This window comes from Pseudomonas sp. HS6, assembly GCF_023375815.1.
In the GTDB taxonomy this organism is placed as follows: Bacteria; Pseudomonadota; Gammaproteobacteria; order Pseudomonadales; family Pseudomonadaceae; genus Aquipseudomonas.
On the sequence record NZ_CP067412.1, the window covers coordinates 5506634 to 5528070 of the forward strand.

The following is a 21437-nucleotide window of genomic DNA, read 5'->3' on the forward strand; positions in this document are numbered from 1 at the left end:
TTGTGGGAGCGGGCTTGCCCGCGAAGAGGTCAGTTGTCTCAACGATTTTTTTTCAGGATGCCTCCATGCTCCAACTGATCCTTGGCGGTGCCCGCTCCGGCAAAAGTCGCCTGGCCGAAAAACTCGCCACTGACAGCGCGCTGGCCGTGACTTATATCGCCACCAGCCAGCCGCTGGATGGCGAGATGAATGAACGTGTCGCCCATCATCGCGCCCGTCGTCCCGCCGAATGGGCGTTGATTGAGGAGCCGCTGGAGCTGGCCCGTGTGCTGCGCGAAACCGCCAGTGCAGAGCGCTGCCTGCTGGTGGACTGCCTGACGCTGTGGCTGACCAATCTGCTGATGCTCGATGACGCTGAACGCCTCGCCTCCGAACGCGAAGCCCTGCTTGAATGCCTGGCGTCACTGCCGGGTGAAATCATTTTTGTCAGCAACGAGACCGGAATGGGTGTCGTGCCGCTGGGCGAATTGACTCGCCGCTACGTCGATGAAGCCGGTTGGCTGCATCAAGCTCTGGCCGAGCGTTGTCAGCGAGTCGTCCTGACGGTTGCCGGCCTGCCCCTGACTCTGAAAGGACCTGCGTTATGACCCAAGCCTGGTGGCTGAACCCGTGCAAACCGGTGGATACGGACGCCGTTGAAAACGCGGCGGCGCGTCAGCAGCAATTGACCAAACCCGCGGGCTCCCTCGGGCAGCTTGAATCGGTGGCGGTGCAACTGGCCGGATTGCAGGGCCGGATCAAGCCGACACTCGATCAGGTCTGGATCACGATTTTTGCTGGCGACCACGGCGTTGTCGCCGAAGGCGTTTCCGCGTTCCCGCAGGAAGTCACCGGGCAGATGCTGTTGAATTTCGTCAGTGGCGGCGCGGCGATCAGCGTGCTGGCGCGGCAACTGGGCGCGCAACTGGAAGTGGTGGATCTGGGCACGGTGACCCCGTCGCTGAACCTTCCGGGTGTGCGTCACTTGAACATCGGCCCGGGCACCGCGAATTTCGCCAAGGGGCCGGCGATGACGTCGGCTCAGGGCGAGTTGGCCCTGCAAGCTGGCCGCGACAGTGTGCTGCGCGCGAAGGCGGCGGGTGCGCAACTGTTCATCGGCGGTGAAATGGGCATCGGCAACACCACGGCCGCCAGTGCGCTGGCCTGTGCACTGCTCGATTGCCCGGTTGTACATCTGACCGGTCCCGGCACCGGGCTGAATGCCGAAGGCGTCAGCCACAAGGCGCAGGTGATCGAGCGGGCGCTGGCGCTGCACGCGGCACAACGCGGCGATGCGTTGCAGACGCTGTTCAATCTCGGCGGCTTCGAGATTGCGGCTTTGGTCGGCGCGTATCTGGCCTGTGCTCAGGAAGGCGTTGCGGTGCTGGTGGACGGTTTCATCTGCACGGTGGCGGCGTTGGTGGCGGTGCAACTGAATCCGGCCTGCCGTGAATGGCTGCTGTTCGGGCATCGCGGCGCCGAGCCGGGCCATCGCCATGTGTTGGAAACTCTCGGCGCTGAACCGCTGCTGGAACTGGGCCTGCGTCTGGGCGAGGGCAGTGGCGCAGCGCTGGCGGTGCCGTTGCTGCGTCTGGCCTGCGACCTGCACGGGCAGATGGCGACCTTCGCCGAAGCGGCGGTGGCGGATCGCCCGGCATGACCTTGCGTCTGGACCTGCTGCGCCACGGTGAAACCGAGCTCGGCGGCGGCCTGCGCGGCAGTCTCGACGATGCGCTGACCGAAAAGGGCTGGGCGCAGATGCGCGAGTCGGTGATCGGGCAGGGACCGTGGGATCGGCTGGTCAGTTCGCCATTGCAGCGTTGCGCGCGATTCGCTGATGAGCTGGGCGCGCAACGGGATTTGCCGGTATCTCTGGACAAGGATCTGCAAGAGCTGCATTTCGGTGTCTGGGAAGGGCAGAGCGCAGCGGCACTGATGGAAACCGATGCAGAAGCGCTGGGCTTGTTCTGGGCCGATCCGTATGGGTTTACCCCGCCGCAGGGTGAGCCGGTCAGTGATTTTTCGGCGCGGGTGCTGGCGGCGGTCACGCGCTTGCACGCGGCGCATGCGGGAGAGCGGGTGTTGCTGGTCAGTCATGGCGGCGTCATGCGCCTGTTGCTGGCCCGCGCTCGTGGTTTGCCCCGTGAACAACTGCTCAATGTCGAAGTCGGCCACGGCGCGCTGTTTTCGCTGATCGTCGAGGCTGACGGTTCGCTCAAGGAAGTGTGCTGACATGCTGCCCCTGTGGATCGCCCTGCAATTTCTCAGCAGCCTGCCGATTCGTCTGCCGGGCATGCCGGCGCCTGAAGAACTCGGCCGCTCGCTGCTGTTCTATCCGCTGGTGGGATTGCTGTTCGGCGTGATTCTCTGGGCACTGAATATTGCGTTGGCGGGCGCGCCCTTGCTGTTGCATGCCGCGTTGTTGCTGACGGTGTGGGTGTTGCTCAGCGGTGCGCTGCACCTTGATGGATTGGCGGACAGCGCCGATGCGTGGCTCGGCGGTTTCGGTGATCGCGAGCGTACGCTGACGATCATGAAGGATCCGCGCAGCGGGCCGATCGCGGTGGTGACGCTGGTGCTGGTGTTGCTGCTCAAATACGCCGCGTTGTTGGCGTTAATCGAGCAAAAACAAGGCTTGGCGTTGATTATTGTGCCGCTACTTGGGCGGGCAGCACTGCTCGGACTGTTCCTCACCACAACCTATGTCCGGGCCGGCGGGTTGGGGCAGGCGCTGGCGGATCATCTGCCGCGCAAAACGGGTTGGCAGGTGCTGGCGGTGAGTGCGGTGGTGTGCGTGTTGATCGCCGGGTTCAATGCTGTCGTGGCGTTGCTGCTGTCGGTCGTCGTGTTCATCTGGCTGCGGCATTTGATGGTGCGGCGACTGGGTGGGACGACGGGCGATACGGCGGGCGCACTGCTGGAATTGTTGGAGATGTCAGTGCTGATTGGGCTGGCCTTGTTTTGATCTGTAACTTGATTTAACAGACTCGCGGGTATATACACGCATCATGCTTCCTTCTCAGTGTTTGTGCACCAACCTGCGTCGCGCCGCGCGTGGCGTCAGCAGGCATTACGACGGCGCTCTCGACGGCTTCGGGATCAACGTTGCCCAGTATTCTTTGCTGTGCAACCTGCAGCGTCTGGATCAGCCGAGCATTTCCGAACTGGCCGAGGCCATGGGTCTGGATCGCAGCACTCTCGGGCGCAATCTGCGGGTGCTGGAAGGTGAGGGGCTGGTGGCGCTGGCCGAGGGCGAAGACATGCGCAACCGCATCGTCCGGCTCACCGAAACCGGCGCACAACGCTTGGCAGCGGCCCTGCCGGCCTGGGAAGCGGCGCAACAGCGGTTGATCGACCGACTGGGTGCCGAGAAGCGTGAAACCTTGCTGCGGCTATTGGATGAACTGGCCTGAGAGCCGGTTTTTTCCGAATCTAAGCGGGTATATACCCGCGACTGGAGAATAACAATGAGTTCGATGTGGCGTACGTGCGGTTGGGTGTTGCTGGGGAGCGCGCTGATTCTGGCGTTGTCATTGGGCGTACGGCACGGCTTCGGGCTTTTCCTGTCGCCAATGAGCGCCCAGTTCGGCTGGGGGCGTGAAGTGTTCGCCTTTGCCATTGCCTTGCAGAACCTGATCTGGGGTCTGGCGCAACCGTTCACCGGTGCACTGGCTGACCGTTTTGGCGCAGCGAAAGTGGTACTGATCGGCGGCGTGCTCTACGCCTTGGGGCTGGTGTTCATGGGCCTGTCGGAAACAGCGTTGGGCCTGTCCCTGAGCGCCGGTTTGCTGATCGGCATCGGCCTGTCCGGCACGTCTTTCTCGGTGATTCTCGGCGTCGTCGGCCGTGCCGTGCCACCGGAAAAGCGCAGCATGGGTATGGGCATTGCCAGCGCCGCCGGCTCCTTCGGCCAATTCGCCATGCTGCCCGGCACTCTCGGGCTGATTGGCTGGCTGGGCTGGTCTGCCGCGTTGCTGGTGCTGGGCGTGCTGGTAGCGCTGATTGTGCCGCTGGTGAGCATGCTTAAGGACAAACCGTTGCCGGTGCTCGGGCATGAACAAACGTTGTCCGAAGCCCTGCGTGAGGCCTGCTCGCACTCCGGGTTCTGGCTGCTGGCGTTCGGCTTCTTCGTCTGCGGTTTCCAGGTGGTATTCATTGGCGTGCACCTGCCGGCGTATCTGGTCGACCAACATCTGCCGGCGACCGTCGGCACTACCGTGCTGGCGTTGATCGGGTTGTTCAACATCTTCGGCACCTACACCGCCGGCTGGCTCGGCGGACGCATGTCCAAGCCGCGACTGCTGACCGGCCTGTACCTGCTGCGGGCGGTGGTGATCGGGCTATTTCTGTGGCTGCCGGTGACGACCACCACGGCGTATCTGTTCGGCATGGCGATGGGCTTCCTGTGGCTGTCGACGGTGCCGTTGACCAACGGTACGGTGGCAACCTTGTTTGGCGTGCGAAACCTGTCCATGCTCGGCGGGATCGTGTTCCTGTTCCATCAGCTAGGCTCGTTCCTCGGTGGCTGGCTGGGCGGGGTGGTGTATGACCGAACCGGGAGTTATGACTTGATCTGGCAAGTGGCGATTCTCTTGAGTCTGTTGGCAGCCGCGCTGAACTGGCCGGTGCGCGAGCGTCCGGTCGCGCGCCTGCAAACCCACGCGAGCGCAGCATGAACGGCTACTGGCCTCGAATGCTGGCCATCGCTTTCGGTGCCGTGTTGCTGGCGCTGGTGTGGTGGGGCTGGCATCAGGGCGGGCTGGCGCTGATGCAGTTGGGCATGGGCGCTTGCTTGTAGGCTGGGTGGGCGAGTAACGTCGGGTTCTGACGAATGCATCAAGGAAGCCCGACATGCTCAAGCGCTGGTGTGCTGTTCCCGCGTTGCTGATGGCGTTGACCGGACTGGCCCAGGCCGCGGACTGTCCGGAGTTGCTGCAAGGTTCGTTGCCCAAATTGCGGGCCAAGGAATCCATCGACCTGTGCCAGCACTACGCCGACAAACCGCTGGTGGTGATCAACACCGCCAGCTTCTGTGGTTTCGCTCCGCAGTTCGAAGGCCTCGAAGCGCTCAATCAGCGCTACAAGGCGCAAGGGCTGGAAATGCTTGGTGTACCCTCCAATGACTTCAAGCAGGAGTCCAAGGACAGTGCCGAGACCGCCAAGGTCTGCTACGCCAACTACGGCGTGACGTTCACCATGACCGAACCGCAGAAAGTCCGCGGTGACGGTGCCACCCACCTGTTCCAGGTACTGGCCGCGCAAAGCAGCGCGCCGAAGTGGAATTTCTACAAATATGTGGTCGATCGCCAGGGCAAGGTAATCGCCAATTTCTCCAGCCTGACCAAGCCTGACGATCCGGAGTTTTTGGCGGCCATCGAGAAAGCCATCGCGTCGAAGCCCCTGAAACCCTGATCGACGCCCACAAAAAAGCCCCGCCTCTGTCGAGAGAGCGGGGCTTTTTAGTGGGCGAGGGGTTAGCCTCGCCGCACAGCATCAGAAGCGGTAGGTTGCGCCAACACCGAAACCGTTTGCCGAGTTTTCATACTTGGAATCGTAGGTCTGACCGCGATCGTTCTCGTTGCGGATGCTGACTTTCTCTTCCTGCAGGTACGAGTAAGCAACGTCGATGGTCAGGTCTTCGGTCGGGCTCCAGCCGGCACCGATGCTGAAGATCGTACGGTCGCCGGTAGGAATGCGTGGCGAACGGTCGACGTTGTTGGTCGGCGACTGGTCGAAAGTCAGACCGGTGCGCAGTACCCATTCCTTGTTCAACTGGTAGGACGTACCGATGGCGTAAGCCCAGGTGTCATGCCAGTTCTGTTCTTCGGTGATCTGGCCGAATTGGCCGGCCAGCGCTGGTTGTACGCCGCTGTTGTTGACGGTGATCTTTTCCAGCTGGCTCCAGCGGGTCCAGGTGGTACCGGCGTAGACGTTCCAGCGGTCGTTGATCTCCTGGGTAACCGAGAAGTCCACGGACTCAGGCGTGGTGATCTTCAGCGAAGCGTCGTACTTCTGGCTCGAGCTAAGGCCGGCCAGGGCCAGGGCGCCATAGTTGACCTTAGTGTTGCCTTCGAGCTTGTAGTCGACTTTCGAGTGGTAAGTCAGACCCAGACGAGTGGTGTCGGTCGCCTGTACCAGAACACCGATGTTGTAGCCCAGTGCAGTGTCGTCACCCTTGATCTTGACCTTGCCGTCCGGCAGGGCCTGAGTGATCGACAGGTTGGATTCCAGGGTGCCGTCGATACGGTTGATGGTCGGACCGAAGCCGATCGACACAACGTCGTTGAACTTGTAGCTGACAGTCGGCTGGAAGGTGATGACCTGTACTTCGGATTTGCTGCCGAAGTAACGGCCGGCAAAGCCTTTTTCATAATCGGTAATCAGGCCGAAGGGTACGTAGACACCCAGGCCGAATGCCCAATGCTCGTCGATTGGCTTGACGTAGTAGCCCATAGGTACGGAGGTGAAGGGCACCATGTCGCCTTTGTTGCTGCCGCCGTTAGGGCTGGAGCTGGCGTCGCTGATATCGGTCTTGGCATCGAGGAATGCAACACCACCGGTCACTTGTTCGCGCGTGATGCGCGACATGCCGGCAGGGTTGCCATAAACAGTGCTTGCGTCGTCGGCAGAAGAAGATCGCCCGGCGTACCCAGTCCCCATCCCGCTGATGCTGTGTTCGTTGATGGCAAAGCCAGCTGCGAAAATCTGGGTGGATGCCAAGGAAACGGCGAGGCTAAGGGTGGTTTTGAGCATTACTTTTTTCATTATTAGAACTCCTGGTGATCACCGGGGCGAAAATTACCAACATTTTCGTCACAGCGCTATAGTCCGTATGGCTTGAGTTAGAGCGGTTTTGTAGGACAATCCGACCAGATTCGCGACCCGTTGGGCGATCTTGCGAAACTGGTGAGTCAGCACGCGACCTGATTCAGCGGTGAAACACAGGTCTGCCATGCACAGGTGAAGTCACGCAGACGACCCTGGGGTTGAAAGGTCTGGCGCCAGATACGCGCCATTCCCAGCAGATCCTCCGGGTCGGGGAGGGTGGGATTTTGCTCTTCGACCAGCAGCCAGGCGATGGCTGTGGCATAACGCAGGTTGACGGTCAGTTCGAGGTGCGGACCGCTGAGAAAGGCATGCTGGCTGGCGAGGCCGCGAACCAGGCTGGCGCGCTCCGGATCGAGCGCCAGATAATGATCCCAGAGCGCCTGGTGGCGATGTTCGGCAATCCGGTACAAGCCGTGGCCGCGGCGGTCATGCAGGGCGGAACCCAGGGCGGACTGGCTGGCGGCGATGCCCAGCAGCAGGGATTCGGCGGTGGCGCAGTGGCGTCCCAGATAAATCAGCGTTGGACGGATCACATAGCGGCACAGTTCGCTGGCGGCGATACCCATAAAAGCCTCGGATCTTGTTATTGGGCGGCGAGGCCTGAAGGGGAGCTTGGCAGCTGTGAATCGACTCAGGCCCGCCGGAAGCGGATCACGCCGCTTGAGTTGAAGTGTAGTGTCATATTCGCGACGTAAAGGCCTGTTTTTAAAATATTTCCAGCGAGCAGTTATAACCGTTATACCGGTTGGTGCTTAATCGCGAATGACAAAAAGAGAAACATCGGGCAATAAAAAGCCCCGCGTTTCAAGCGGGGCTTTTGCTTTTGCAGCCATTGCGGCCTCTCAGGCGATCAATGCCTGGCGGGTGCGATCAATCACGGCCTGCAGCGGTTCGGCGCTGGAGTACTGATCAGGGTACAGACGCTCGCTATGGCGGGCGATCCCGTGTTCATTGACCACGGTGAAGCTGAAGCAGCCTTTGCGAGCGGCCATGATCAGGCAGTTCATTGGAGCAAAAGCGTTGGTTAGGGTGCGAATGGCATCCTGAGTCTGGATTTGAGTAGACATAGTTATTAGGTGTTCCTACAAATGACACGGATAAGAACCGTGCAACGTTAAAACGTTCCAGTAACGTCGACCACCATTGGTCGAACGAAGAACCCGACTGGAACAAAGCAGCCAGTTTGAAGCGCTGATAAGTTGGCGCGCTTGGGCTGGCAGGTAGGTACTTAGGAGGGCAGGCAACACATCGAGGGCAAAGGTTCTGGGCCCGGGGTGAAGATCCTGATCAATTTGCAGGTTGGTTCGGTCAGAGTAAGTGGTCTTCGCAACACCCTTTGCTTTCGATTCAAAGGCTGTGTCGTCGCAAGATTTACCTGGAAACCATCGAGGGGTCGATCCCGCTTTGTCGGTGGAGGCTTCCCTGAGAGAAGGCTGACCGTGGGGTTTGTTCGACCGGAATTGACTTTCAGCTTGGTACTAACGCCGCGGATACTAACGGAACGCTTCCAGGAAGGCAAACCTGTTTTTTAAAAAGTACGAGCAGACGGTGCCGAGAGCCCCGGCCCTGCCCCGATTTGGCTCACATTCCGACCGTCGGTCGTCGCACTGGGCGAGCCGGACGAGCGTAGCGCAAGGGCTTATCCCCAGCCAAGTGGCCAAAACGACCCGAAAACGCGCACCGATATAACCGCGTAACAGGTACTTGTGCACATTAGTTGCGCGGACGGTAACGACGCTGTCACATCGATCCTGACCCCGGTGGCTGCCTGTAACGAAAGTTTAAGTCAATGAAAAACATCGCTTTTTTTTACTGGTGAAAAAATCGTCAGTTTGACTGCGGGCCCCATTCCATAAGGCTTTGCGGCGAGTCAGGGGCGGTTGTCCACTGAGTTATCCACAGCTTCTGTGGATTGTCCCGAGCGCTTGCTCTAGCACGGGCGTGCCGGGTTTTTTTCGACTTTACCTGTGCGAAAAAAAGAGTAGAGTGGCGCGCCTTCCGATCTGTCCCACAGTGCTTTATGAAGTTTCGCTCAGCTCCAGATTCTGTTACTTCCCAACCCTCTCGTGTTACCGCTCCCAAGCGATTTTCCGTGCGCGTGGCCGAATGGCTGCTGGACAGCCCGCGCCTGGGCGACAGCCAGAACGCCAAGCACCTCGCCGGCCGCCTGCTCAAACAACCGGCCCGTGAAGGCGTAGTTGTGGCGCAAAGTCGCCTTGGTCAATTGATGTGCCGTGAATGCGGCAATGCCCGGGATCGTCGAATCGGTCAGGACCTGTTGCGTCAGGCTGCCCGTGCGGGTGATCGACGTGCGCAACAGGAACTTGGCCTGATCGAAGACTGAGCTGTCCAAGACCTGACGCCTTGGTTAACCTTCAGGCTTTATCGGATTGGCGGGAATGACTATGGCGATGGACTTGACCAGCCTCTTGCTCGGTTTGGCAGGCGCGGCTTTGCCACTGCTGGCGCTGGCCTGGCAACTGCAGCGCCGGGCCAGTCATGGCGAGTCTGAAGTTGCATTGCTCGAAGAGCGACTGGCCACGGCGCAAATGGCCCAGGACGGCCTCAACGCCCAGCTAGAAGCCTGTCGCGACGAAGTCGCCGACCTTGGTCAGGCCAATGCCTCGAAACAAGCGGACCTTGCGGCCGTGCGCCGGGAAGTCGAGCTGTTGCAGATCGAACGCGACGACGCCCGTGACGCCGCCCATGCCTGGAACCTGGAGCGCGCCAACAAGGAAGCCGAGCTGCGACGCCTGGACGCTCAGGCGGCTTCATTGAGTGCCGAGTTGCGCGAGCAGCAGGAAAGCCATCAGCAGCGCCTCGATGACCTGCAAGGTTCCCGTGACGAGTTGCGCGCCCAGTTCGCCGAACTGGCCGGCAAGATCTTCGACGAGCGTGAACAGCGCTTTGCCGAAACCAGTCAGCAGCGCCTCGGGCAGTTGCTTGATCCTTTGAAAGAACGCATCCAGTCCTTCGAAAAGCGTGTCGAGGAAAGCTATCAGGCAGAAGCCCGCGAGCGCTTCTCGCTGGCCAAGGAGCTTGAGCGCCTGCAGCAACTGAACCTGCGCCTGAGCGATGAAGCGACCAACCTGACTCGCGCCCTGAAAGGCCAGAAGACTCAGGGCAACTGGGGCGAACTGATCCTTGAGCGAGTGCTGGAACATGCCGGGTTGGAGAAGGGCCGCGAGTACCAGACCCAGGTCAACCTCAAGGGCCCGGATGGCGAGCGCTTCCAGCCGGACGTGATCATTTACCTGCCGGGCGACAAGCAAGTGGTGGTCGACTCCAAGGTCAGCCTCACGGCGTACCAGCAATATGTAGCGGCCGACGACGATGCCATTGGCCAGATCGCCATGAAGCAGCACGTGCTGTCGCTGCGCAGTCATGTCAAAGGCTTGGCCGGTAAGGACTACAAGCGACTGGAAGGGTTGCACAGCCTCGATTTCGTCTTGCTGTTCGTACCCATCGAGGCGGCGTTTTCCGCGGCGCTGCAAGCCGAGCCGACGTTGTTCCAGGAAGCTTTCGATCGCAACATCGTGATCGTCAGCCCGACCACGCTGCTCGCCACCCTGCGAGTCATCGACAGCCTGTGGAAGCAGGAGCGCCAGAGCCAGAACGCCCGGGAAATCGCCGAGCGTGCCGGATGGCTGTACGACAAGTTCGTGTTGTTCATTCAGGATCTGGATGAAGTCGGCAATCGTCTGCAGCAACTGGACAAAGCCTACAGCGCAGCGCGAAACAAGCTGACAGAAGGGCGCGGCAACCTTGTCAGCCGCAGCGAACAGCTGAAATTGCTCGGCGCACGGGCCAGCAAGAGCCTGCCGGCAGATCTGCTGGAGCGCGCGATGACCGATGCCGACGGCTTGGTCGAATTACCCGAATAAGCCGCGGCGCCAAAGCGGCGCTCTTATAGAGGCGCTTTTAGAGAGGCGCTTTTAGAGAGGCAAATAGCGACTCAACAACGCCCGCAACGCCGCCGGTTTTACCGGTTTGGCCAGATAATCCAGCCCCGCCGCATGCACTTTGGCCACGGTTTCCGGATGCCCATCGGCGCTGATCACCACGCCGGGTACTGGCTCGCCCAGGCTCGTACGCAACCAGGCCATCAGATCGGTGCCGGTCTCGCCGTGGTCGAGATGGAAATCCACCAGTGCCAGTTGCGGCCGCACGCCATCGTTGAGCAGCGCCGCGCATTCTTCGCGGTTGCGCGCCGTCCACACCTGACAACCCCAACGTGTGAGCAGGCTGTTCATGCCGATCAGGATGCTGTCTTCGTTGTCGATGCACAGCACCTGCGCGCCGCTGTGCAATTTGCCGTTGAGTTCGACCGCCGCGCTCGGCTGGGCGATCTGCGTCCGTGCCAGCGGCACCCGCACACTGAACACGCTGCCGCGCCCTGGCCATGAACGCACGCGCAAGGTATGCCCGAGCACCCGGCACAAGCCATCGGCAATCGCCAGGCCCAGGCCCAGGCCTTTCTCGGCGCGGGTCTGGTGGCTGTCGAGGCGTTTGAATTCTTCGAAAATCACCTGCTGCTTGTCTTCCGGAATCCCCGGCCCACGATCCCAGACCTCCAGGCAAATCTCGCCCTGTCGCCGACGCACGCCCAGCAACACCGGGCCTTTGGCGTAGCGGAAGGCGTTGGTGAGGAAATTCTGCAGAATCCGCCGCAGCAATTTGATGTCGCTGTCGATGCGCAAATGACTGCCGCGCACCCGGAAGTTCAGGCCTTGCTCCTGAGCCAGTGCCTTGAATTCCGCACCGAGAATGTCGAACATTTCATTGACCGCGAACGACTTGCGATCCGGGTTGATCTTGCCGTTTTCCAGGCGGGAGATGTCCAGCAGGTCGCTGATCAGGTCTTCGGCCGAACGCAGCGAACTGTCGAGATGCTGCACCAGTTTCTGCGCCTCGCTACTCAAGCCGTCGTCCTGGTGGGAGAGGGCGGCGGAGAACAGCCGCGCCGCGTTCAGGGGTTGCATCAAGTCGTGGCTGACCGCTGCAAGGAAGCGGGTTTTCGACTGGTTGGCCGCCTCGGCATTGCCCTTGGCTTCCGTCAGCGCGACGTTGAGTTGCGACAGTTCCTGAGTCCGTTCGCTGACCCGTTGTTCCAGCCCTTCGTTGGCCTCGGTCAGCGCCTGCTCGGCCTCGCGGAACGCGGTGATGTCAGTGAAACTCATGACGAAACCGCCACCGGGCATCGGGTTGCCGATCAGTTCGATCACCCGGCCGTTGGGGAACAGACGTTCGGAGGTGTGGGCGCGGCCCTGACGCATCCAGTGCAGGCGGCGGGCGACGTGGACTTCCGCTTCGCCGGGGCCGCACAAGCCGCGTTCGGCGTTGTAGCGAATGATGTCGGCAATCGGCCGGCCGACGCTGATCAATCCGTCCGGGTAGTTAAATAGCTCCAGGTAGCGCCGGTTCCAGGCCACCAGTTTCAGCGACTGGTCGACCACGCTTATGCCCTGGGTGATGTTTTCGATGGCGCCTTGCAGCAGCGCGCGGTTGAACTGCAACACTTCCGAGGCTTCGTCGGCGATCCGGACGACGTCCTCCAGCTGCATTTCCCGACCTTCAATGGCGGCTTTTACGACAGCCCGCGTCGAAGAAGCGCCGAGGACACCCGCCAGCAAGCGCTCGGTGTGGGCGATCCATTCGCCGTCGGCGTTCTGGTTCGGGTTGAAGCCTTTGCCCTGGCGATAGGCGAAGCGGATGAAGCTCTGCCGCGCACGTTCTTCACCGACAAATCGCGCGGCCAGTTGCAGCAAGTCGTCAATTTGCACTGCCAGCATCGAGCGTGCGCTGGGCCGGGCACTGATTTCCTGACCGATGAAACGCCCGGCCTGCCAGTGTTCCGACACCCGGGTGCGCGACAACACCGAGACCCAGGCGAACAACGTGAAGTTACCCGCCAGCGACAGCACCACGCCTTGGGTCAGCGGGGTGATCGGCAGGTTGAGCGGATTGCTGTGCAGCCAGGCCAGGCCGGGGAACGTGTCCAGCGACCAACCGAGGCTGCGGGCGGCAATCGGCAGAATCAGGGTGTAAAACCACAGGAAGGTGCCCGTGGCGAGGCCGGCGAACACGCCGCGGCGGTTGGCCTGTTTCCAGTACAGCGCGCCGAGCATCGCCGGCGCCAGTTGGGTAACGGCGGCGAAAGCGATCTGGCCGATGGTCGCCAGGCTCGCGGTGGAGCCGAGCAGGCGATAGCTGACGTAAGCCAGCAACAGAATGACCACGATGCTGACCCGGCGTACCGAGAGCATCCACTGCCGGAACACTTCGAACGGCCGCTCGGCATTGTTGCGTCGCAACAGCCACGGCAACAGCATGTCGTTGGACACCATGGTCGACAAAGCCACGCTCGCCACGATCACCATGCCGGTGGCCGCCGACGCACCACCAATGAATGCCAGCATCGCCAGCGCCGGGTGGGCCTGGGCCAGTGGCAGGCTGATGACGAAAGAATCCGGGAGGACGGAGCTGGGCAGCATCATCTGACCAGCCAGGGCGATCGGGACTACAAACAGCGCTGCCAATGCGAGGTAGGCCGGGAACACCCACTTGGCCAGACGCAAGTCCTGCGGGTCGATGTTTTCCACCACCGTCACATGGAACTGCCGGGGCAGGCAGATGATCGCCATCATCGCCACGCCGGTCTGCACCACCATCGAGGGCCAGTTGATGGTTTCTTTCCAGTATTCCTCGAGGCGCGGCGCGAGCATCGCCTGATTGAACAGGTCGTCGAAGCCGTCATACAGGCCATAAGTGACGAAGGCGCCGACGGCGAGGAAGGCGAACAACTTCACCAGCGATTCGAACGCAATCGCCAGCACCATGCCTCGGTGGTGCTCGGTGGCGTCGAGGTTGCGCGTGCCGAAAACGATGGTGAACAGCGCCAGCACCAATGACACGATCAGCGCCGTGTCCTGGGCGCGGGTGCCCATGGCGTCGGCGCCGGCACCGATCAGCAGATTCACGCCGAGGACGATGCCTTTGAGCTGCAAGGCTATATAAGGGAGAACGCCGACCAGGCAGATCAGCGCGACGACCACCGCCAGCGATTGGGATTTGCCGTAACGGGCTGCGATGAAGTCGGCAATTGAGGTGATGTTCTCCTGTTTGCTGATCATCACCATTTTCTGCAGGACCCACGGTGCGCCCAGCAACAGCAGGATCGGCCCGAGGTAAATCGGCAGGAATGACCACAACTGTTCGGCCGCCTGACCGACCGCGCCGAAGAACGTCCAACTGGTGCAGTAAACCGCCAGCGACAGGCTGTACACCCAGGCACGTATCCGCGGCGGCAACGGCGCGCTGCGACGGTCGCCGTAGAAGGCGATGGCGAACATGATGGCCATATAGGCCAGGGCGACGGCGGCGATCAGCCCGCTGGACAACGACATGGAACACTCCCGACAAAATACGACCGGACTCGCGCCCGGCCAGACAGTCTCGCATGCGCGCGGCGGTTAGTCAGTGTCGACCAAGGTCGTGGCGTGGCGGGGTGTCGCAGGCGCAGAACCGGGCGGTTCTGCGCTGTCAGTCCTGACGCAGCGCGATGTCGATCATCCGGTGCAGTTCTTCGACTTCGAGAGGCGCTGCCGCAAACAGAATGCGGAACACGACAGGGGACACCACCAGATTGATCAGCCGATCCACGCTCGGCGCCGGTTCCTCGGGGTGACGCTCAATGATGGTCTGCAATTGCGCGCCGATGATTGTCACGCAATAGCCCGGCGTAGCGCTCGCCTGCACGTCGCGCATCATGTTACGCCCGGGTTCCGAACTCATTTCGTCGAGATATTGTTCGGCCCAAGCACGGATATCGCTGCGCAGACTGCCGGTTTCAGCTGGCTCGCTATCGGGGCGCATACGGGCGAGGGCGACGTCGGCCAGCAAGGTGGCCAGATCTCCCCAGCGTCGATAAATTGTCGACGGCGTCACGCCGGCGCGCGCCGCGATTTGCGGGACGGTCACCGTTGAGCGCTCCTGTTCCTGCAGAAGTGCGCGGACTGCCGAGTGAATCGATTCCTGCACCCGGGCACTGCGACCGCCCGGACGTAAACCTTCTTTAATAGCCATGCGGCAGACCTTAACACAAAGAATTTGCTTTAAGCGCAAGCCGGGAGCACACTCCGCAAAAGCAAAAAAATAGCTTTTAAGGAGTATATCCATGACCCGCCTTGCTTCCAACCGTTCCAGCCTGTGGTTTCTGGCGATCACCTTACTCAGTTTTCTCGCCGCTTCCACTGCGCCGACGCCGTTGTATCACCTGTATCAGGATCACCTGCATTTTTCGGCAGCGGTGCTGACACTGATTTTCGGCGTTTACGCACTGAGTCTGCTGGCCGCGCTGCTGACGGTCGGTTCGCTGTCCGATCACCTGGGACGCAAACCGGTGATCTTCACCGCTGTTGTCCTCAATGCCGTAGCGATGCTGCTGTTCATCTACGCCGACAGCGTGGGCTGGCTGATCGGCGCGCGGGTGCTGCAAGGGTTCGCCACCGGCATGGCCACCGCCGTGTTGAGCGCGACGCTGCTGGACACCGACCGCCAACAAGGGCCGCTGATCAACAGCGTGGCGCCGCTGCTCGGCATGGCACTCGGTGCGATGGGTTGCGGTTTGCTGGCGGAATTCGCCCCCGCACCATTGCAACTGACCTACTGGCTGCTACTCGCACTGTTTGTGGTGCAGGGCATTTACGTCTGGCGCTTGCCGGAAAGCGTCTCGCCGCAAGCCGGGGCGTGGGCCTCGTTGCGGCCGACCCTGCATGTGCCGGTTCAGGCGCGTTCGACGCTGTGGCGAGTGTTGCCGCTGAACACCGCGACCTGGGCGCTCGGCGGTTTCTATGCTTCGCTGGCACCGTCACTGGTGCGCACGGCGACCGGCTCCACCTCTAATCTGATCGGCGGTGCGACCGTGGCGGCATTGACCGTGACCGGCGCCCTGATGATCTTCACCTTGCGCAATCGCCCAGCCTCCCGTGCGCTGCAACTCGGCGCGAGCCTGTTGCCGGCCGGAATCGTGTTGATTCTGCTGGGTGTCCACAGTGCCAGCCTGTCGCTGTTCTTCTTCGGTACATTGGTCGCCGGTTGTGGATTCGGCTCTGGTTTTCTGGGAGCAGTGCGCAGTCTGGTGCCGCTGGCCTTACCCCACGAACGGGCCGGGTTGATGTCGGCCTACTACGCGCTCAGTTACCTGGCGTTCTGCCTGCCGGCGTTGCTGGCCGGGCACTTCACCCATAGCCTGGGCCTGCTGGCCACCACCGATGTGTATGGCGCGGTGCTGATCGTGCTGGCGGTCGGCGCGCTGCTGATGAGTTTTCGTGCGCAAGCGGCCAAGACCTGTAGTGCGCCATAACCCTGCGGATTCGGTTAGCCTTGACCAGCCCATTCTTCTCATGGATCGATACATGAAGATTATCCGCAGCAAGACCTTCACCGCCGAGCGTGCCTGGGGCGCGCTCGACATCGCCAACATGAACGGCATCACCACGCGATTGCACTGGACTGATCAGCCCTACAAATGGCACGTCAACGATGGCGAGGAAGTGTTCGTGGTGCTCGATGGTCAGGTGCTCATGCACTACCGCGAAGCCGGCGAGGAAAAGCAGGTGCAGTTGGATGTCGGTGACATCTTCTACGCGTCCATTGGCACGGAGCATGTTGCTCATCCGCAAGGCGCTGCGCGGATTCTGGTGATTGAAACCGAAGGCAGTGTCTGACTGCATATCTACAAAACAGATAACAGTTAGAGATATTACCCGTTATATAGATATTCGATTCGGTTCTACCATGGACTCAACCTCACCTGAGGACAGGAGTTCATGATGACTTGCCCCAACAGTGCCAAAACCGGCATCAAGCCTTTCAGCCAGCTTCAGCATCCGCGTGAAGTGATCCGTCAATTCACACCGAACTGGTTCGCCGCGACCATGGGTACCGGTGTGCTGGCGTTGGCGCTGGCGCAACTGCCTTTCGCCATCCCGGGACTGCACGCCGTGGCCGAAGGGCTATGGATGTTCAACATTCTGTTGTTCGTGCTGTTTACCGCCGCCTACGCCGCGCGCTGGATTCTGTTCTTCGACGAGGCGCGGCGGATCTTCGGGCACTCCACGGTTTCGATGTTCTTCGGCACCATTCCCATGGGCCTGGCGACCATCATCAACGGTTTTCTGTTGTTCGGCCTGCCGCGCTGGGGCGAGGGCGTCATTCATCTGGCTGAAGTGCTGTGGTGGCTGGACGTGGCGATGTCGCTGGCCTGCGGCGTGCTGATCCCCTACATGATGTTTACCCGTCAGGAACACAGCATCGATCAGATGACCGCCGTCTGGCTGTTGCCGGTGGTAGCGGCGGAAGTGGCGGCGGCCAGCGGCGGACTGCTGGCGCCACATCTGGCTGACGCGCACTCGCAACTGGTGGTGCTGGCGACGAGCTACGTGCTCTGGGCCTTTTCCTTACCCGTGGCGTTCAGCATTCTGACCATCCTGCTGTTGCGCATGGCCTTGCATAAACTGCCCCACGAAAACATGGCGGCGTCGAGCTGGCTGGCCCTGGGGCCGATCGGCACTGGTGCCCTGGGCATGTTGCTGCTGGGCGGCGACGCGCCGGCGATCTTCGCGGCTAACGGCATGCCGGGTATCGGTGAAATCGCGTCGGGCCTGGGCCTGATAGCCGGGATCACGCTTTGGGGCTTTGGCTTGTGGTGGATGTTGATGGCGCTGCTGATCACCGTGCGTTACCTGCGCGACGGCATCCCGTTCAACCTTGGCTGGTGGGGATTTACCTTCCCGCTGGGCGTGTATTCGTTGGCAACCCTGAAGCTCGGCAGCACGTTGAACCTGACGTTCTTCAGCGTGGCCGGTTGTGTGTTGGTGGCGCTGCTGGCGGTGATGTGGCTGATCGTCGGCAAGCGCACGCTGCAAGGCGCATGGCGCGGCGAGCTGTTTGTTTCACCGTGCATTGCAGGTTTGAAGAAATAACCTGAAAAGTTTAGGTAAGGTGTGGCCTGGATCGCGGATCGACATTCCAATAAACGTATCCAGGCCACTCGCTACCCAACATCAGGGACACACGGAAGATGAGTCACCCCTCACAGTTCAACCTGCTGCGTACCCGGCGCTTCCTGCCGTTCTTCATCACTCAGTCGCTGGGCGCGTTCAACGACAACGTGTTCAAGCAGTCGCTGATCCTCGCCATTCTCTATCGACTGACCATCGAAGGTGACCGCTCGATCTGGGTCAACCTGTGTGCGCTGCTGTTTATTCTGCCGTTCTTCCTGTTTTCGGCGCTGGCCGGACAGTTCGGTGAAAAGTTCGCCAAGGATGCGCTGATCCGTCTGATCAAACTGGCGGAAATCGCCATCATGGCCGTGGGATCCGTCGGTTTCCTGTTCGATCACCTGTCGCTGATGCTGGTGGCGCTGTTCGCCATGGGCACTCACTCGGCACTGTTCGGGCCGGTGAAGTACTCGATCCTGCCGCAGGCCTTGCACGAAGATGAGCTGGTCGGCGGTAACGGTCTGGTGGAAATGGGCACGTTCCTGGCGATCCTGGCCGGCACCATCGGCGCCGGGGTCATCATGTCTTCGACGCACTATGCGCCGCTGGTGTCGACCGCGATTGTCGGCATCGCCGTACTCGGTTACCTCGCCAGTCGCAGCATTCCCCGGGCGGCGGCCGCGTCGCCGGAAATGCGCCTGAACTGGAACATCTTCAGCCAGTCCTGGGCCACGCTGAAACTCGGGCTGGGCCAGACGCCGGCAGTGTCGCGCTCGATTGTCGGCAATTCGTGGTTCTGGTTTGTCGGGGCGATTTATCTGACACAGATCCCGGCCTACGCCAAGGAATGGATGCACGGCGACGAAACCGTGGTCACTTTGATCCTCACTGTGTTCTCGGTCGGCATCGCACTGGGCTCGATGCTCTGCGAGAAGCTTTCCGGGCGCAAGGTCGAGATCGGTCTGGTGCCGTTCGGTTCGTTTGGCCTGACGGTTTTCGGGCTGTTGCTGTGGTGGCATTCCGGTGGAATCCCAGAGAGCGCCGTTGGCCATAGCTGGACTGAGGTGCTGGGCTTCGGTCACGCCTGGGCCGTATTGGTCGACATCCTCGGTCTCGGCATCTTTGGCGGTTTCTACATCGTGCCGCTGTATGCGCTGATCCAGTCGCGCACCGCCGAGAACGAGCGGGCGCGGGTGATTGCCGCCAACAACATTCTCAACGCGCTGTTCATGGTGATTTCAGCCATCGTCTCCATCGTGTTGTTGAGCGTGGTCAAACTGTCGATTCCACAGCTGTTCCTGGTGGTGTCGCTGCTGAACATCGGCGTCAACGCCTACATCTTCAAGATCGTCCCCGAGTTCAGCATGCGTTTCATGATCTGGCTGCTCAGCCATTCCATGTACCGCGTCGAGCATCGCAACCTTGAAGCGATTCCCGATGAGGGTGCGGCGTTGCTGGTGTGCAACCACGTTTCGTTTGTCGATGCCTTGCTGATTGGCGGCGCGGTGCGTCGGCCGATTCGCTTTGTCATGTACTACAAGATCTACAACCTGCCGGTACTGAACTTTATCTTCCGCACAGCGGGGACCATTCCTATCGCCGGACGCCAGGAAGACATCCAGATCTACGAAAAGGCCTTCACCCGGATTGCTCAATATCTGAAGGATGGTGAGCTTGTCTGCATCTTCCCCGAAGGCAAGTTGACTGCCGATGGTGAGATCAACGAGTTCAAGGGTGGGCTGACGCGGATTCTCGAAGAGACGCCGGTGCCGGTGATTCCGCTGGCGTTGCAGGGGTTGTGGGGGAGTTTCTTCAGCCGCGATCCGAATAAAGGGCTGTTTCACCGATTGTGGTCGCGGGTGACGCTGGTGGCGGGGTCGCCGGTGGCGGTCGAGGCGGCGCAGCCTGCTCAGTTGCAGGCGTTGGTCGGGGAATTGCGCGGGACAGTCAGATAATCAGTGACTGTGCTGGCCTCATCGCGGGCAAGCCCGACTCCCACAGGTTTCCTGGGTGCACACAAGATTTGTGTTCACTGGAGATTCTGTGGGAGCTGGCTTGCCAGCGATGGCGGTAATGGCTTAAGCGCTGACCTTGAGTCCGATCAATCCGGCGATGATCAGTGCAACGCTGGCCAGCCGAATCAACGCCATCGACTCGCCAAACAGAATGATCCCGGCAATCACCGTGCCCACTGCACCGACGCCAGTCCAGATCGCATAAGCCGTGCCCAGCGGCAGTTCCTTCATCGCCAGGCCCAGCAGGCCAAGACTGACCGCCATGGCGGCGACGGTGAGAACGGTCGGAAGCGGACGGGTGAAGCCATCGGTGTATTTAAGGCCGACGGCCCAGCCGACTTCGAACAGGCCGGCGAAAAACAGAATGATCCAGGACATGAAAGACCTCCATCGATTGACGGGGCCGTCCCCAGATTGAAAACTCGATTGAGCCGCAGGGTCGTCCCTGCGTGGCGCACATAGTACCTAAAAATGTGCGCCGGGGATCAATCCGGGGATCAGTCAGTCGGCAGTCTGCTGAGCCAACGCCTCACGATCTTCCTTTTCGCTCATGCGGCGGAACCAGGTCGACAGCAGCGCCCCGGAAATGTTGTGCCACACACTGAACAGCGCGCTCGGCACAGCCGCCAGCGGCGAGAAATGCGCACTGGCCAGCGCGGCACCCAGTCCCGAGTTCTGCATGCCGACTTCCAGCGCCAGGGACTTGCGTTGAGCCAGCGGCAAACCGAACAGGCGCCCGGTGAAGTAACCCAGCAAATAGCCGAAGCTGTTGTGCAGCATCACCACAGCCATGATCAACAGGCCGGATTCGGCGATTTTCGCCTGACTGGCAGCAACTACGGCGGCGACGATGATCACGATGCTGACCACCGATACCAGCGGTAGCACTTCCACCGCATGCCGAACCTTATCCCCAAGCAGTCGCTGCGCCACCACGCCGAGGATGATTGGCAACAGCACCACTTGCAGGATTGACCAGAACAGCTCCATGAACGAAACCGGCAACCACGCCGAAGCCAGCAGCCAGATCAGCGCCGGCGTCAGCAGCGGAGCGAGGAGGGTGGTGACGGCGGCGATGGCCACTGACAGCGCCAGATCGCCCCGGGCCAGCCAGGTCATGACATTCGATGAGGTGCCGCTCGGGCAGCAACCGACCAGAATCACCCCGACGGCAATTTCCGGCGGCAGGTGAAAGATCTGGCAAAGCAACCACGCCATCCCCGGCATGATCACGAAATGCGCGACCACGCCCAGCGCCACTCGCCACGGATGGCGGGCGACGGCGGCGAAGTCGTCGAGTTTGAGGGTCAGGCCCATGCCGAACATCACCAGCCCGAGCAGCGGCACGATTGCGCCTTTCAGACCGAGGAACCACGCAGGTTGCAGGAACGCGACCACGGCGAAAATCAGAACCCAGTAAGCGAAGGTGTTGCCGACAAAACGACTCAGTGCAGCCAGTGCGCGCATGGCCTGTTCCTTATTATTAATGACACCACAAAACATTGTGGGAGCTGGCTTGCCAGCGATGGCGGTATGTCAGACGCCATTTGAGCTATCTGTAACACCGCTATCGCAGGCAAGCCAGCTCCCACAGTTGATTCGGTTTCTTCAG

21 protein-coding genes are annotated in these 21437 nt (G+C 61.0%); 14 read left to right on the top strand and 7 right to left on the bottom strand.

Translation table 11 applies throughout. The annotated features are described in order from the left end of the window. Positions 1 to 65: 65 nt before the first annotated feature. From cobU to JJN09_RS25005, 8 genes are read left to right on the top strand one after another with little or no spacing between them, the layout of a single operon-like run. Complete coding sequence (gene cobU / locus JJN09_RS24975) at positions 66 to 587, top strand: bifunctional adenosylcobinamide kinase/adenosylcobinamide-phosphate guanylyltransferase (RefSeq protein ID WP_249484203.1); 522 nt, start codon at positions 66 to 68, stop codon at positions 585 to 587. Beyond that, positions 584 to 1639 (top strand): nicotinate-nucleotide--dimethylbenzimidazole phosphoribosyltransferase, encoded by a 1056-nt coding sequence (cobT, locus tag JJN09_RS24980; protein ID WP_249484204.1) that lies wholly within the window; start codon positions 584 to 586, stop codon positions 1637 to 1639. The genes cobU and cobT overlap by 4 nt, the downstream gene beginning before the upstream one ends. After that, the gene (gene cobC, locus JJN09_RS24985) at positions 1636 to 2211 is read left to right on the top strand and encodes an alpha-ribazole phosphatase family protein (protein ID WP_249484205.1); all 576 of its coding nucleotides are present in this window, start codon (positions 1636 to 1638) and stop codon (positions 2209 to 2211) included. The genes cobT and cobC overlap by 4 nt, the downstream gene beginning before the upstream one ends. A gap of 1 nt (position 2212) precedes the next feature. Continuing rightward, positions 2213 to 2944: an adenosylcobinamide-GDP ribazoletransferase gene (locus tag JJN09_RS24990; RefSeq protein WP_249484206.1), complete on the top strand. Its 732-nt coding sequence runs from the start codon at positions 2213 to 2215 to the stop codon at positions 2942 to 2944. A 43-nt stretch (positions 2945 to 2987) separates the two neighbouring features. Further along, the gene (locus tag JJN09_RS24995; protein ID WP_007950413.1) at positions 2988 to 3392 is read left to right on the top strand and encodes a MarR family winged helix-turn-helix transcriptional regulator; all 405 of its coding nucleotides are present in this window, start codon (positions 2988 to 2990) and stop codon (positions 3390 to 3392) included. A gap of 54 nt (positions 3393 to 3446) precedes the next feature. Next, on the top strand, positions 3447 to 4655 hold the full coding sequence (locus tag JJN09_RS25000; protein WP_249484207.1) for an MFS transporter: 1209 nt from the start codon (positions 3447 to 3449) through the stop codon (positions 4653 to 4655). Next, the gene (locus JJN09_RS29675; RefSeq protein WP_302851920.1) at positions 4652 to 4777 is read left to right on the top strand and encodes a hypothetical protein; all 126 of its coding nucleotides are present in this window, start codon (positions 4652 to 4654) and stop codon (positions 4775 to 4777) included. The genes JJN09_RS25000 and JJN09_RS29675 overlap by 4 nt, the downstream gene beginning before the upstream one ends. Before the next feature lie 53 nt (positions 4778 to 4830). Continuing rightward, a complete protein-coding gene (locus JJN09_RS25005; protein ID WP_096823002.1) occupies positions 4831 to 5391 on the top strand; it encodes a glutathione peroxidase in 561 nt (186 codons plus the stop codon). A gap of 81 nt (positions 5392 to 5472) precedes the next feature. Here JJN09_RS25005 and JJN09_RS25010 read toward each other — a convergent pair whose 3' ends face one another. The 3 genes from JJN09_RS25010 to JJN09_RS25020 form a co-directional block, all read right to left on the bottom strand. Continuing rightward, positions 5473 to 6744 (bottom strand): OmpP1/FadL family transporter, encoded by a 1272-nt coding sequence (locus tag JJN09_RS25010; protein ID WP_249484208.1) that lies wholly within the window; start codon positions 6742 to 6744, stop codon positions 5473 to 5475. A 146-nt stretch (positions 6745 to 6890) separates the two neighbouring features. Further along, positions 6891 to 7373 (bottom strand): hypothetical protein, encoded by a 483-nt coding sequence (locus tag JJN09_RS25015; protein ID WP_249484209.1) that lies wholly within the window; start codon positions 7371 to 7373, stop codon positions 6891 to 6893. A 276-nt stretch (positions 7374 to 7649) separates the two neighbouring features. Beyond that, entirely contained in the window at positions 7650 to 7874 is a 225-nt protein-coding gene (locus JJN09_RS25020) for a hypothetical protein (protein WP_007950419.1), read from the bottom strand. A 953-nt stretch (positions 7875 to 8827) separates the two neighbouring features. Here JJN09_RS25020 and JJN09_RS25025 point away from each other — a divergent pair. Further along, positions 8828 to 9151 carry a sel1 repeat family protein gene (locus JJN09_RS25025; RefSeq protein ID WP_249484210.1) on the top strand — a complete coding sequence of 108 codons (324 nt, stop codon included), beginning with the start codon at positions 8828 to 8830 and terminating at the stop codon, positions 9149 to 9151. Between the two features lie 175 nt (positions 9152 to 9326). Continuing rightward, a complete protein-coding gene (gene rmuC, locus JJN09_RS25030; RefSeq protein WP_249490850.1) occupies positions 9327 to 10691 on the top strand; it encodes a DNA recombination protein RmuC in 1365 nt (454 codons plus the stop codon). Between the two features lie 51 nt (positions 10692 to 10742). Here rmuC and JJN09_RS25035 read toward each other — a convergent pair whose 3' ends face one another. Continuing rightward, positions 10743 to 14213, bottom strand: coding sequence for a PAS domain-containing hybrid sensor histidine kinase/response regulator (locus JJN09_RS25035; RefSeq protein WP_249484211.1), 3471 nt, complete (start codon positions 14211 to 14213; stop codon positions 10743 to 10745). Between the two features lie 136 nt (positions 14214 to 14349). Beyond that, positions 14350 to 14892, bottom strand: a complete 543-nt coding sequence (locus JJN09_RS25040; protein ID WP_249484212.1) for a TetR/AcrR family transcriptional regulator — start codon at positions 14890 to 14892, stop codon at positions 14350 to 14352. A gap of 91 nt (positions 14893 to 14983) precedes the next feature. Between JJN09_RS25040 and JJN09_RS25045 the strand changes: the two genes are divergently transcribed. From JJN09_RS25045 to JJN09_RS25060, 4 genes are all read left to right on the top strand, one after another. Then, positions 14984 to 16171, top strand: a complete 1188-nt coding sequence (locus JJN09_RS25045; RefSeq protein WP_249484213.1) for an MFS transporter — start codon at positions 14984 to 14986, stop codon at positions 16169 to 16171. A gap of 52 nt (positions 16172 to 16223) precedes the next feature. Continuing rightward, positions 16224 to 16535, top strand: a complete 312-nt coding sequence (locus JJN09_RS25050) for a cupin domain-containing protein (RefSeq protein ID WP_249484214.1) — start codon at positions 16224 to 16226, stop codon at positions 16533 to 16535. Between the two features lie 105 nt (positions 16536 to 16640). Continuing rightward, entirely contained in the window at positions 16641 to 17792 is a 1152-nt protein-coding gene (locus tag JJN09_RS25055; protein ID WP_249484215.1) for a TDT family transporter, read from the top strand. A 98-nt stretch (positions 17793 to 17890) separates the two neighbouring features. Next, positions 17891 to 19765: an MFS transporter gene (locus JJN09_RS25060; protein ID WP_249484216.1), complete on the top strand. Its 1875-nt coding sequence runs from the start codon at positions 17891 to 17893 to the stop codon at positions 19763 to 19765. Between the two features lie 123 nt (positions 19766 to 19888). Here JJN09_RS25060 and sugE read toward each other — a convergent pair whose 3' ends face one another. Together sugE and JJN09_RS25070 are read right to left on the bottom strand one after the other, a co-directional pair. Then, complete coding sequence (sugE, locus tag JJN09_RS25065; RefSeq protein ID WP_249484217.1) at positions 19889 to 20203, bottom strand: quaternary ammonium compound efflux SMR transporter SugE; 315 nt, start codon at positions 20201 to 20203, stop codon at positions 19889 to 19891. Between the two features lie 123 nt (positions 20204 to 20326). Next, positions 20327 to 21292 (bottom strand): bile acid:sodium symporter family protein, encoded by a 966-nt coding sequence (locus JJN09_RS25070; protein WP_249484218.1) that lies wholly within the window; start codon positions 21290 to 21292, stop codon positions 20327 to 20329. Positions 21293 to 21437 lie beyond the last annotated feature (145 nt).